The following is a 12,520-nucleotide window of genomic DNA, read 5'->3' as shown; positions in this document are numbered from 1 at the left end:
AACATTTAGGCGTGTAACTCTGCCATCTGGTGTAACGCTCCGATGCTCGAAAGAGGGACGGAGGAGGTCATGTCCATGCGCAGGAGGCCAGGTAATTCCCCACTCCCAGTCCCCCCCAATTGATGCGATTAACGGGCTGTAATCATCAGTTTGGCCGCTCTGCCAGCGATCAGTCAGCAGTCGTAACGGGCCGCTTTCGGCCACAAGCGGACCTTGCCAACTTAACCTTGCGCTGAACCGGCAGGGCAAAAATGCCATTCACCTCGACACCTTAAAAATCCCGGAAGGATGTTCGCCGCGATGCGAAGCAGACGTTCGTAGCTTCTGAAAAAATGAAGGAGGAAGAGAACTCGGCGTAAGCTCGCTATAAGTACCTGCCTGTTTTCTGGAAATGATTCGGGGATACACATGACAACCAAAATACTCGAGGAGCGGGGATTGTTCTGGTGGCACGATGATCCTCTGCCGGCGAATCAATTTGCCCCGGACAGTTCCGTTGTTGGCACTTTGACCATTGAAGAGAATGGTGCGGCATATCTTGAACTGGATGGCTATTTCGCAAACAGCGAAGGCGGTCCGATGGCGGGCATCGGGGCGCGGAGACAGCAATTCCCGTTGGAGAAAGCCATCCAAGGAAAGCTCAAAGCTAGTGGCCGGAACGTTTTGCTGCTAGGTCTGCGGCGACATGGCGGGCAGTTTAGCTTCAACGGCATTTCACACGAGGGGTTCGCCGCCTCGCATTGCCTTGTGACGAATAGATCGTTTCCACCAGCCACACGCCCGCTCCGATTTAGCGCAATTGACGTCGAGCTAACTGGCCTGGAAGAGTGGTTGCGGCTGGGAAATATCGAGGTCAAACGAACCCGGCAAAGTATCTCGGCCAAACATCGGGTGCCCAGGACCGATATCCATGAGTTGGACGACGGTACTTTGACGATGCGTTACGACATCACTGGTCCATGGTCTGGAAAGTTCGTGCATCGCACGGACAAGCTCAATCTTGTGGAAAGCGTGAACCTTCGGGTCAAGCCGAAACGGGCACGCACGCTGCTCGAAATGCGAGAGGAATATGCGCGGTTGCAGGAGCTATTTATCCTGCTAACTGGAACGACATTTTCGTTGGAATGGCCGCGGTTGATCATCGGGAAGATGGCCTACCAATATTATTACGAAGGGTTCGAACGATCAACCAAGACTCCGACGTGGGACGAATGCTGGGTCAATTACATTCAGGTGAAGAGCAACTTCGGTTCGATCCTGATGGAGCTGCGCCGAAAGCGCGAGGAGTTAGGGCCGGGGTTCTATCTCTATCTGGGCATCCGGCGCGGCATGAAGATGTATGTCGAGCACCGATTTGTAAACCTGATTTGGGGGCTTGAGTCATTGCACCGTCGGAAGAACAAAGACAAGGCGAAGGAAACCAAGCTCGATGCAAAAATCCAGCGGATACTGGATCAAGTCAGTGGCAGCAATGACAAGCGTTGGCTCGAAGGTACGCTGAAACACGCGAGTGAACCGTCGTTGAAAGAACGATTGATGGACGTCCTTTCCGCATTGCCACTCGGCTTCGAGCGGAAGCGGGTAGAAGTCTTTTGCAAATCTTGCGCAGACCGTAGGAACGACATGTCGCATTTTGGCGGTCAGCGGGAGGGGAGCGATTACCGGGAGTTCATGATCGACCTCATGAAGAAATCCGAGGCTCTCGCGTATCTTTATCACGCTGTGTTGTTACACGAAATCGGTGTGGATGCCGACTTAATCAAGGCAAACCTTTTGGAAAATGCACCGAATGCTTATCGCCCGAAATATGCGTTCCGGGATGCTGGGTTGCTGCCGGTGGACAAGGGGGACGATTCGTTGGAAATGGGATAAGTCATGGCCGTTTTTCGGCGCATTGGCAGGGGGATACATCACAAAAAAGGGAAAACGATACGAATCCATTAATCAAGAAGTTCGGGCTTGCAACTTAGCGATACTGCTGGCGCAACAATGCTTCAATCTTGCTCTGCCACTGAAGATTTGATGCAGTAAACCTCATTACCGACGCCTATGAAATAGCCCGTGATGAGGACTTAGATAAAAAGGTTGACACTCCTTCAGCGAGGCAGAGCCTATAGAAAATCCACCCGATAATGCACATAGGAGCATGGAGCTCTAAGGCGGCAAATTGAGTTTAAAGATATTTGAATCGCGCTCAATCTAAAATTGGCTGGCGGCTTATGGATTAATGCGACCTCTCACTAGTAACTACTGCCAGAAAGGAATCGCCTATGAGTGATGGCTTTCGGCTAGGGTGAATGTTGAACTTTAACCCCCTCGCCAGCAAAGAATGCGCGCCGATAATTATTAGTTCTCTGTAAGCTCGCCGTAGACTTGCTGAATTAGCTGAAATAGTTGTTTATCTCCTTCTTTGTCAGGATGAAGTTTTTGGCATAAGGAACGATATCTTTTCTTCAATTCGCTTGGTTGTGGAGGATTAGAAAATCCAAAAATTTCGTAATTTTTCACCATGCCTTTTAGCGTGCTTGAGTTGTAAGGGTTACGCCTTATAGTATCATTTTCTCTCAGTGCTTCTTCTAAAGAGATCTGCAATCGGCGAATCTCACTTTTCAATTTTGAAATCTCACGACTTTCATTTTCTTTAAAGATTTCCACCGCTCTCAATGGGTTTGCAGCTTGAATTTCGGAGAGGTAGATAAACCCTTGATCATATAAAGCACCAAGTTCATAGCTCGTATTGCCATAAGTTGGACTGGGGATAGCAAGAATCACTTCACTCTTCCCTAAAATCGTATAGTAATATAAGTACCCAAACACTCCACCACTCCCCTGACAAAAAATTGAAGTTTCGCTACTGTCGCGATAAAAACCTTTTCGTTCCTTGGATAAAATAAAATGTGATCACAAGCCATTTATTTGATTAATATTTTCAGCGTCCCCGCGATGCTTCTTTATCTACTATGGTTAGCCTTGAGGTGGGTATCATCTTCAGCAGAGCTGCGTCATCAACGTGCCCTTAGCGAACCTCCCGCTATGATGATCTCAAATTGGGCTGAATGTGTAGCGTAGCCTCCTGATTGCGAATACCTAAAAAACGTCAAGACTTCCACTTGAAAGCCCTTGGAAGCCCTTGGAAGCTTACCTCGTGGAATCTGGTACGACCATCTCTGGGTAACGCGATACAGACCAGTCGTAGGCGGACTGTGCAGATCAGCCCCATCAAGCGCAACACTGGAGCCTCTGCTCCCCCTTTGACCTGGTGTTTTACCCTTCTACCATCATCCAAGGAATTTCAGATGAGTTGATTTTTCGGCACTATCCACTCATTATCTGATCACCCTAGATGTGTGGCATTTTCTTCAGGCAAGGACGGCATATATGCAAACTGTAAGGCAAATAGGAAGAGGCGGATTCGGTAACGTTGATCTGGTTATCGATACAAATGGAACACAGTTTGCTAGAAAAACGTTCAGCATCAATCAAGGGGGCGACTTTCCTCCTGAACTTGCTGAGAATGTCAAGCGTCGCTTCATCAGGGAGGCCCAGGTACAGGCAGCTTTGAATCACAAGAACATAATGCCTGTTATTGATTCTAATTTAGGTAGTAATCCTCCCTCCTTTATTATGCCATTGGCAGAAGCATCTCTTGATAAGGATATTCAGAATGACCGTCAGCTAGGGGGGCGGGCTATAGAAGCAGTGATGGATATTCTCGCAGGATTAGAGGAGCTTCATTCACTAGATATAAAGCATCGGGATTTGAAGCCTCAGAATGTTTTGCGTCTTCGTACACCCGACGGGGATAGATACGTTATAAGTGACTTTGGCCTGATTTCTGTGAAGGATACGCAGTTGTCTGTACTAACCCAAACAGGCATGCGAATGGGGTCAGACTACTATACTGCCCCTGAAGTTACTTCTGATTTAAAATTGGCATCCTGCAGGTCGGACATCTATTCCGTAGGATGCATACTTCACGATCTCTTTGGGGTTGAAGATCGTGTTCCGTGTTTCGAAATTTCTGAATCCGGGCCCTATTCCGAGATAATGCGCTGCTGTACAAGGCGCGATCCATCGCGTCGCTTCGGATCTGTTTCGGATCTACGAGAAGCAATTTTATCACTCGGCCAGATTCACATCACAGCCTCCGAACCTCAAGTGGCAGACTTCATTACGTTGCTTACTGGGTCGGGCGATATACCCTTGACAACTTGGCGAAAGATTGTTGATAAAGTTGAAGACGGTTACCCTTCCACTGACGTGAAGTCTTTATTGCAAATTATTCCTTTACATAGAATAAGCGAGCTGGTTGCAATGGATCCAGCCCTTGCGGCTCGCCTCGGAACTGTTTATGGCGCTTGGGTAAAAGAGTCGAGCTTCAATTTTGAAACTTGTGACGGTATCGCCAATCGGCTACAAGAATTTATGCAGTGCCCCGACTACTCCTGCCAAGCTGAAATTATGCTTGCGCTTCTAATTATGGGAACCAGTCATAATCGCTGGTACGTTGAGCGGAAGTTTGCAGCACTTTGTGATTCATCTATGGACGCTGACCTCGCACGCCGAGTTGCACTCGAAATCAGAGTTCTTGGCGCTAGAGCATGTCAGGCAGTAAAGCATTTGGAAGGGAGTATCGGGGTATCTCGTAATACATTCCACCCCACAATTCTATCAACCTTGAATCAGGTCTGTTAAGCGTGCAAATTTTTGCTTTTAGTGACAAGGGTCCGCGTACCAATAATCAGGACTCATATTGCGTCGAGACTAAAGGCATCGAGACAATTGCATCGGTAGCAGATGGTGTCGGTGGAAACCAAGGGGGTGAAATAGCCTCTAAGCTAGCGGTTGACTCCTTTAAAGAGTCATTTGCCGCTAGGCTTGGGCTGACTGCTTGCTTAGAGAATGCGCATCGAAGTATAAGTGAAAAAGCAGCCCTAGACCCAGCGCTCCACGGTATGGCGACTACCTTTACAGCGATCCATTGGGATGGGCACGTTTTGAAAGGTGTGCATACGGGGGATTCTCGTGCGTATATTTTGCGAGGTAACGGATTAAAACAACTTACAAAAGATCATACTGAGGTTGCAAGGTTGGTTGCCGAAGGGAAAATATCGAAAGAGGACTCTATACACTATCCAAGGAAAAATGTACTTACCAGCGCCCTTGGTACTCATAAAAATTTACTCATTGATGAGTTTAGTTTTGAAGTACTACCTGGTGATCGATTGCTTTTAATTACAGACGGAGTTTACGGTGTTGTAACTAAAAAATGCCTTGTCAATCTCTCTCTTGCGCATGCCGATTTTGTTGAGTTTTGTGAGGGCGTTCTGAGGCAGGTTAATAATGTAACTGCAACCGACAATTTCACGCTGGTGGGATTGGAGTTTTGATCTCTGTTAACTAAATGCGTAAGCAGTTTGAGTCGCCCCTACTTTCATAGGCAAATACGATTGACTCCTTTTGACCCAGAGTGTGTAAAAACGCTTCGCCAAAATTGAAGTGTGCGCGTCTACGTTAAATCTGAAATTTATCGGCACGTCAGCAGATGTGGATTTCGCGTAGAAGCGCGATTTTCAGTCCGGTTTTGAGTACCTGTCGCGCTCAAAAACGTTTTTACACAGCCTCGGCCGAAAGCAGACGTCCGTGAGCGGCGGCTAGTGGGCAAACGCGGTCGTTAAGAAAAAATCGTGGAGGGCAGCCAGGAGCAGCTCGTTTCTAGCGTTTGGGAGGGCAGAGTCAGACTTCGCGGAAGGCTTCATCACCCGTGAGAAGCGCAGAGTGATGATCGAGAAGGCTGCAGCGAACTACAGGAAAGCAGTCGAGGACGTATGGCAAGGCACCTAGCATTAGCCCAGATGGGTAGAGCTGCGCTGGAGCGATCAATGTTCGCGATGGTGAATTGTCGCTGGTCGGGGCCGATCACCTCGACAGACAGACTATGGTCTGCATTTATCGAGCAGGTGATAGCGCATTGCGGGAGGCGCCGAGACAACAGGTCGCCAATTTCACGTCTGCTCATTGTGTCCACAACGTTGACTCCTTTTGCTGATGGTAGCGATTCTTAGATGGTGAGGTCGCAGGCGCGAAGGATGTGATCAACAAAAGAAAAGGCCTCTGAGAGGCCTTTTATTCAAGCTGCGTTATTTCTTCACCCAGCTTTCAACTTCGTCGGCACCGTGCTTGGTTTTCCACTCCTTCAGCGTCTTGTGATTGCCGCCTTTGGTTTCGACCACTTCGCCGGTGTGCGGGTTCTTGTAGACCTTCAGAGCGCGAGGCTTACGCGTGCCAGGTGCCGCCGCTGGTGTTGACGCGCGCTTCGTGCTTTGCGGATCCAGCAGGTTGATGATGTGCTTGAGGCTGAAGCCGTATTGGTTGAGCAACTCGCGCAGCTTGGTTTCGAACTCGATCTCTTTTTTCAGCGCGCCATCGCTCTTCAGTGCTTCCAAAGCCTGAAGCTGTTCGGCGAGGTGCTTTTCGAGCTGGCGGTATTCGGCAAGTTTGGACATGTTTGATTCCTACATTTGTTTGATGACAGTTCGAATGTTCGTGCGGCTCACAAGTTCAGCGCTATTCTGACAGTTTAAGATACTCTCGGATGCTAATGATCTCGGCTTTTATCAATTTCACGGTGAGAATCTCGACTTTCGTTTTTATGCGAGGTTTGTCCACGAATTCCAGCATTTCCTTTAAGGAGACTATTCGTGCATTCAGTAGGTCTTTCCAGTTGGGGGTGTTTCTAAGGTCAAATTGAATGATCATTTTGTAGCCTGTGGAGGTTAAACAGCCTACCTGCGTAGGCTGTTTCGGTGGCTCAGCGCATTACAACGCGAGAACGTCTTCCAACGAGTACTTGGAGGCGCGTTCCCACAAATCGCTACTGGTCCAGTTCCGGAAGTTTTCGCCTTCTTCAGGAATGATTAGTTTCCTGAGCCTGATTTGCTCGCCTCCAACCAGATCAATGGCAGACCAGAGCTTGCCGCCCATCTCCAGCAACTCTTGAGCTTTCTCGTTCCACTGTTCCTCGAGAACAGTTCGCGCCAAGAGCAACGCCCTTCGCTCGATGGTTTTGTGCTCTTTCCGCGCCTCGTCGATGTGTTGATCCACGATGACGAGTTCCTGCTCCAGCGCGGCAATGATCAGAAGCTGTCGGCGATGGTGCTCGCTCGCAGTCGCCAGATTCTTTGCAGCTTTCTGGGCATCGGCATTGGCAGTCTTCTCACCCTCGGTGTCGCCCCAGGCCACAGCTTGTGCATAAGCGGTTGCTGCATCGGTTTCGGCTTGTCGTGCCTTGGCCAAGTCTTCTTCTGCTTGTTGTTGGATCTGTGCCAAGCGGGTGCTGAGACTGTCGCGTTTCTCGTTAAGCTCTTGCTCGTCAGCTTTCCAGTTCGCCATCGACTCTGTGTAACCCGACATCAGGGTTTCGTGATTGACCAGCTTTTCACGTCGTTGAATGCGAGCCTCTGCATAGTCAGCGCGTGTCTTGCAGGAGTCGTAAGGAATTTTGAGAGTGTTGTACTCTTTTCGAATTTCATACAACCGATCTGCGTCGAGTTCTTCCTCGTTTTCCAAGAGCGCTTCCAATGGCGCTATTTGCACGTAATGTTGTGCTGCCTCACTCAGGAGGCTATCGCGTTGAGTCTTCAGCTCTGCGATTTTGTCTAGCAAGACGCGCTGCTTTTCGCATACGGCTAGCGCTTCGCTGCTGACTGCTTCGGGCAGTGAACGCCCTGTCTCATGAGCATCTGGGTTGCTGGCTAGCAGTTCGTGCTGTTCGGTGGAGGTTTGGGATTCTTTCATTCGTCTTGTTCCTTAAAAAATGGGTTTGGGTTGAATGAGCGGCTGGCGAGGCCGGGAATAAGCCGGCGTTACCTCGATCAGCGGGGATGCCCTCAGGCGGCCCGAGCCTCGCCGTCATCCGGTCCTGGAATAGCCTTCACGATGTAGCAGCGTTGCTGCCCGAGGCCGGGGAGCCGCACCAGACTCGACGCCTTGCCGTCGCTGCTCGGTTCCAGCACACCGCGCTGCAGTAGCTCCTTGTTCACAGCCGTGAGGTTCATGCCTCGGAAGATCTCCGAGCGCCACGCCTCGGTCAGCACGTAATAGGTGTTGGTGGTGTGCATGGTGTCGCCCATGCCGTGCTCCAGCGTCTTGCGAAAGCCCAGGCGGTCAATAGTGCGCGGGCCGTGTTCGTCGATCTTGGCCGCTGCCGATTCCCAGCGTGTGAAACGGCTTTCACCAAAACGCTCGATTACCTGGCGCAGCCGCGCCAAGATCGCATCGCCCTCGAAGTTTCCGGCGCCGCCGCGCTCGTGAAGCCATGCGTTTAAGCACACCCGAGCGGCGGTGGTGGCCGTGCCGTCCGGCCAGCCGGTGATGCCCATCGCGGTGGCCAGCTCGCCTGCTGCGGCGGCGAGGCCGAAGCGAGCAGCGGCACGGTGTGCCTGTCCACTCGCGGACGCAGGGAGCGACTTGGAAATAAAGCCTTCCAGCGTGCGGCGCAGGATTGCCGCCCAGCCGTGGCGCTTGCCGGGTTCGCACAGCGCAGTCAGGAACGTGGTAAGCGGTGTGCCGTAATAGTTCGCCACCCGCGCTTTGAGTGCGTCGGACAGAGCGGCCGCATCTTCGAAACCGTTGAGCGTGTCGAACATGCCCAGACCTTTGCTGGCATCCGCCGGAACGGCGAGCATGCGTACCTCCATACCCGCTTTAAGCTCCTTGTTGGCTTCGGCCATGTGCTGCGCCAAGGTCTTCTCGCCGGTGGAGAGAAACAGCAGACGCCATTCCTGCACCTGCCGGCCTGCTTGGCCTCTATCATTGGCCCGAGCCTTACCGGTGCCGTTGCCCAGCATGTACACCGTCTCGCCGATGATGCGGGCATCACACATTCCGATTTCATCGAGCACCAGAAGCCCGTCGGAATGCGCGGCAGCGATTGACTCCAGCGCGTTGTCGGTCGACCGCCACGAGCGCACCAGACGCGGCCCGCCGTAGATCGAGGCGGCGACTTGCAGGTGAGTGGTTTTGCCGCCGGAGCTGTCACCGTACAGGTGAAAGCCGCCCGATTCGTGGCCGAGCATGTGTAGCAGAGGGCCGGCGAAGGCCACACCGACGACAAACGCCAAACGGTGGTTGCCGATGCACAGCGCACCGATTTGCTGTTGCCATTGTTCCAACGTGCCCGCTTCGCTGATCGGCGGAAGCTGCGCGCCGGCCTCGTAGAAGTGCAGGTGTTCCGCGTGCATGCCGACCTGTTGCTCGGGCAACAGAAAGGCGTTGTCATGCCAACCCAAACGAGTGACCAGACGCGCACGTTGCGCACTGTCGAAGCCGCCAAGGTAACTCTGCAAATCGTTGCGTGCGTTGCGCCCCGAGCGACTGCCGGCCAGACGCAGCCCCATGTCCACCAACGGGCCGAGCACGTCTTTGCCGAAGTCACCGGTCATTGTGCGTGCCGGGATGTTCCAGCGTTTCTTGGTCCCGTCGGGGTCGTCGAACTCGACCAGCAACCCCCAGTTGTGGCCCTTTTCGTCCCGGGTACGCGCAAGGATCTCCAGCGGCGAACACACCGGGCGTGCTTCGCCGTCGTCACCGGCATAAAACACACCTTCGGGCGTCAGGCGAAAGCCACCGGGCATCAGGTCGTTTTTCGATTTTGCCGGTCGCTTGGCCGTTGCTTTGGGTTTCGCTTCCGGCTCCGGTTCTGACTCGGATTTCACTTGGGCAACTACCGGCTTTTCCTTGATCACACCGAACAGCTCGCCGCCGCTTTCCAGCGCGGTGAAGTGGCCGGCGGTCCAGCCTTTGGCGAGCGCATCGGCGGCATCGTCGCCGTCATCCCATTGACCACCTTTCGCGAACGCGGCGCGGTCATTCTTCAGCGTCGGCTTGCGTTTGAACACCTCCAGCGCGATGACCCGGACCGAAGCGGCGCCGATTTCGCGCAGCTTTCCGGCAACGGTAGCCATGCAGGCTTTACCGCTGTCGTCGTTGTCCGGCCACAACACCACGTTTCGTCCCTTGAGCGGCGTCAGGTCGGCTTTGTGCCAGGAGTTGGAGCCGTTCGGCCAGCAGGTGGCCACGTAGTTCGGCAGCAGTTCGGTGGCAGCATCGGCCGCTTTCTCGCCTTCGCACAGAACCACTGGTGCGTCAGCACTCTGGGCCAGTTCATCAAGGCGTAGGAGTGGACGCGGATCCGGCAGACCCTGCCAGCGCCATTGTGTGGTTTGACCATCGGAGCGCTGACACCATGTCAGAGGCGCAAAGACCTTCTTCGGCTTGCCGTCTTCATCGGGGCCGAGGTCGAAGCGATACAGCGCCATGAGCGGCTGACCCTGCGCATCGCGATAGATCCAGACCTTGGACGGCACACCATGATCACGGTGCTTGGCCGGGCACTTGTTCATGGCCTCGGTCGGGATCGGCTGGATGGCGTTCCATGTCGGCGCCTTGGGCTTGGTCGGTGCTGCCATTGTCTTGGCGGCGCCCGGCGCGACGTTTAGGAGGTCGGCCAGTTTGTTGCAAGCCTCGACGTCGGTGCCACCGTCCAAGTAGCGCACCAGATCGATTAGGTCGCCGCCTTTGTCGCCAGTGGCAAAATCCGCCCATGTACCCTTGCTCAAGTTGACCTTGAGCGAACCGGCGCGCTTGTCGCTGCGGGTCGGATTTGGAGCGGTGTATTCCTTGCCGCCATCCACGCGTTTTCCGTTGGGCAGCCAGTGCGACAAGACACGATCGATGTCTTTGAACGCGGCGGCTTTCACGTCGGCAAAGCTCGGACGCTTAGCGTTGTTCGGTCGTTGGCTCATGTGTCAGCCCTCGGCAGAAACAGCGCATCGTTGATGTCGTCGATCAGCGCTTTGGCCATCTCGCCCAGGTATAGGGCGGGCCAACTGAAACGCTCGCCGTGGTCACTCATGGCAGCGTCGAAACTGAGCAGGTTCGCGTGATGCTGCAGCAACGACACCATCTCAAGCGCGTCTTCGACGGGTACTCCGGCATTCACCCGAAATAGCTTCAGGTCGGTGGCATTAACGCGAGAAAAGGTAGCGTGGCCCGGTGTCGTGGAAATGCTCATAGCGCACCACCTTTCTGCACCGCAGGCGTTGAGGTGTTATCGCCGTGCATGGCGAGCGTCTTGATCAGTCCGAGGGTGCCGCGCACGTCCCAGAGGACGGCGGCGATGATGTGATTGGCAAGGCGCGAGGATTCGTTTTCGAAGTGGTCTTCCAGCAGCGTCAGCACCGAGTCAGCGCGGTCGATAGCGCAGGTGATGGCGTCAATAGGTACGCCGGCTTCTGCGGTTGGATTCACGCAAAGCAGGTTTTCGGGGAGGGCAAAACTCAGGGCGTTATTCATTGGGCACCGCCTGCGGTTTCGAGCGCGCGGGCTTTGGCTATGTGAGCGTTGTAGCGGGAGAGGCGTGTAGCGAGGCTGGAGTTGGCGTGTAAAGCGGCGAGAGCCATTGCACGGTGTGCAGCGGCGCGAATTTTGGACGGATTGAGGGCGTGCATGTGGTGAAACTCCTATTGTTGAGGAGCTACCACCGTTCGCCGTCAAACGAATTAGGGTGGTAGCTGTGCGCAGGTTGACGGACCGGGACAATAGGAACCCGGCAGACCCGAAGGTCTCCCACGCACAGCCACCATAAACAGGAATGCGGGCACAAAAAAAGCGCCTGCAATCGTAATGGGGGGCGCCTGTGCGCCTATTGTTGATCGGGCCGTCAAACCCGGTCGCTGAATTTGCAGCGACGGCCAGAGAGTAACGTCCGTGTTTCGAAAGTGCAACTGCGCTGATGGCTTGCGGTTTTTTCAGGTGCGGCATAAATTGTTCGGGCATGTAGATTGACCTCAACGCCTCCGGATCGCCCCCGGAGGCGTTTTCGTTTCAGGCAAGGGCTTCCCAGCGCAGGGATAGAAGAGGTAGGAAGCCGCCGCTGAGCATGGAGCAGGCGTCTTCGTAAGCGTCGACCTGCTGGCCTTCGTCGACGACAACAGCCCCGGTCTTTTCGCAATGGAGGGATAGGGCGCACCAAGTGCCGTCGGCCCAGCTGAGCACGCTGACCACGCGACCTAATTTGTCCTGCTTGCTGCGATAGCGCTCGAGGCGCTGCATAAGGCGAGGTGAAAACCCGATTTGACGCAGCACTGAAAACGGATGCATCAAAGCTTTCTCTGCGATTTTGCGATTCATGCGGCCACCTGATCACGCGCCTCAATGCGGCTGCGTGCCCATGCTTGGATTTCGGAAAGAACCCACGCCACTGGCGCTCCGCGTGCGGTGCTTGTGCTCAGTTTTACCGGGCGTGGAAAGCCGCTCTTTGGGCACTGCATTAGCTTGTAAATAGTGGGGCGTGCCAGGCCAACGATAGCCATGACTTCGGATATTCTGATCAAGGTTGTCGCGGGGTCGCGATAAGGAATTTGGTTGATTGTTGACGCGCGGGAGTTAGACATAGTCGTGCCTGTAAGGTGAGAGACAGGCGCAGACTAAAAGACGAAAAAAAAGCAAACATGGTTTG

At 53.6% G+C, this 12,520-nt stretch carries 11 protein-coding genes; 3 read left to right on the top strand and 8 right to left on the bottom strand.

Annotated elements, in window-relative coordinates; translation table 11 throughout:
* The first annotated feature begins 408 nt into the window (after positions 1-408).
* Entirely contained in the window at positions 409-1,872 is a 1,464-nt protein-coding gene (locus ACS4NR_RS16295) for an ApeA N-terminal domain 1-containing protein (RefSeq protein ID WP_456017880.1), read from the top strand.
* A gap of 474 nt (positions 1,873-2,346) precedes the next feature.
* On the opposite strand, the gene ACS4NR_RS16290 is transcribed toward ACS4NR_RS16295, so the two are convergent.
* On the bottom strand, positions 2,347-2,772 hold the full coding sequence (locus tag ACS4NR_RS16290; protein ID WP_456017879.1) for a J domain-containing protein: 426 nt from the start codon (positions 2,770-2,772) through the stop codon (positions 2,347-2,349).
* Positions 2,773-3,378: 606 nt separating this feature from the next.
* On the opposite strand from ACS4NR_RS16290, the gene ACS4NR_RS16285 reads away from it, so the two are divergent.
* Together ACS4NR_RS16285 and ACS4NR_RS16280 are read left to right on the top strand one after the other, a co-directional pair.
* Positions 3,379-4,695, top strand: a complete 1,317-nt coding sequence (locus ACS4NR_RS16285) for a serine/threonine-protein kinase (RefSeq protein ID WP_122843333.1) — start codon at positions 3,379-3,381, stop codon at positions 4,693-4,695.
* Between the two features lie 2 nt (positions 4,696-4,697).
* Positions 4,698-5,390 carry a PP2C family protein-serine/threonine phosphatase gene (locus ACS4NR_RS16280; RefSeq protein WP_456017878.1) on the top strand — a complete coding sequence of 231 codons (693 nt, stop codon included), beginning with the start codon at positions 4,698-4,700 and terminating at the stop codon, positions 5,388-5,390.
* 750 nt (positions 5,391-6,140) lie between these two features.
* Here ACS4NR_RS16280 and ACS4NR_RS16275 read toward each other — a convergent pair.
* From ACS4NR_RS16275 to ACS4NR_RS16245, 7 genes are all read right to left on the bottom strand, one after another.
* Positions 6,141-6,506 carry a histone-like nucleoid-structuring protein, MvaT/MvaU family gene (locus ACS4NR_RS16275; RefSeq protein WP_401068401.1) on the bottom strand — a complete coding sequence of 122 codons (366 nt, stop codon included), beginning with the start codon at positions 6,504-6,506 and terminating at the stop codon, positions 6,141-6,143.
* A gap of 313 nt (positions 6,507-6,819) precedes the next feature.
* Positions 6,820-7,797 (bottom strand): chromosome segregation protein SMC, encoded by a 978-nt coding sequence (locus tag ACS4NR_RS16270; protein WP_456017877.1) that lies wholly within the window; start codon positions 7,795-7,797, stop codon positions 6,820-6,822.
* 92 nt (positions 7,798-7,889) lie between these two features.
* Positions 7,890-10,805, bottom strand: a complete 2,916-nt coding sequence (locus ACS4NR_RS16265) for a DUF927 domain-containing protein (RefSeq protein ID WP_456017876.1) — start codon at positions 10,803-10,805, stop codon at positions 7,890-7,892.
* Positions 10,802-11,074, bottom strand: coding sequence for a DUF3077 domain-containing protein (locus ACS4NR_RS16260; protein ID WP_456017875.1), 273 nt, complete (start codon positions 11,072-11,074; stop codon positions 10,802-10,804). Before ACS4NR_RS16260 ends, ACS4NR_RS16265 begins: the two co-directional genes overlap by 4 nt.
* A complete protein-coding gene (locus ACS4NR_RS16255) occupies positions 11,071-11,355 on the bottom strand; it encodes a hypothetical protein (protein ID WP_456017874.1) in 285 nt (94 codons plus the stop codon). The genes ACS4NR_RS16260 and ACS4NR_RS16255 overlap by 4 nt, the downstream gene beginning before the upstream one ends.
* Before the next feature lie 531 nt (positions 11,356-11,886).
* Positions 11,887-12,192 (bottom strand): hypothetical protein, encoded by a 306-nt coding sequence (locus ACS4NR_RS16250; protein WP_456017873.1) that lies wholly within the window; start codon positions 12,190-12,192, stop codon positions 11,887-11,889.
* Complete coding sequence (locus ACS4NR_RS16245; RefSeq protein WP_085655305.1) at positions 12,189-12,455, bottom strand: helix-turn-helix transcriptional regulator; 267 nt, start codon at positions 12,453-12,455, stop codon at positions 12,189-12,191. Before ACS4NR_RS16245 ends, ACS4NR_RS16250 begins: the two co-directional genes overlap by 4 nt.
* Positions 12,456-12,520 lie beyond the last annotated feature (65 nt).

This window comes from Pseudomonas sp. JQ36 (assembly GCF_053851495.1).
The sequence above is the reverse complement of the archived record's forward strand: the minus strand, read 5'-3'. Positions and strand labels throughout refer to the sequence as shown.

Excerpts from the sequence above, each read along its gene's own strand:
- ACS4NR_RS16295 (WP_456017880.1), top strand. The coding sequence starts at position 409 with ATGACAACCAAAATACTCGAGGAGCGGGGATTGTTCTGGTGGCACGAT.
- ACS4NR_RS16285 (WP_122843333.1), top strand. The coding sequence starts at position 3,379 with ATGCAAACTGTAAGGCAAATAGGAAGAGGCGGATTCGGTAACGTTGAT.
- ACS4NR_RS16275 (WP_401068401.1), bottom strand. The coding sequence starts at position 6,506 with ATGTCCAAACTTGCCGAATACCGCCAGCTCGAAAAGCACCTCGCCGAA.
- ACS4NR_RS16270 (WP_456017877.1), bottom strand. The coding sequence starts at position 7,797 with ATGAAAGAATCCCAAACCTCCACCGAACAGCACGAACTGCTAGCCAGC.
- ACS4NR_RS16265 (WP_456017876.1), bottom strand. The coding sequence starts at position 10,805 with ATGAGCCAACGACCGAACAACGCTAAGCGTCCGAGCTTTGCCGACGTG.
- ACS4NR_RS16260 (WP_456017875.1), bottom strand. The coding sequence starts at position 11,074 with ATGAGCATTTCCACGACACCGGGCCACGCTACCTTTTCTCGCGTTAAT.
- ACS4NR_RS16255 (WP_456017874.1), bottom strand. The coding sequence starts at position 11,355 with ATGAATAACGCCCTGAGTTTTGCCCTCCCCGAAAACCTGCTTTGCGTG.
- ACS4NR_RS16250 (WP_456017873.1), bottom strand. The coding sequence starts at position 12,192 with ATGAATCGCAAAATCGCAGAGAAAGCTTTGATGCATCCGTTTTCAGTG.
- ACS4NR_RS16245 (WP_085655305.1), bottom strand. The coding sequence starts at position 12,455 with ATGTCTAACTCCCGCGCGTCAACAATCAACCAAATTCCTTATCGCGAC.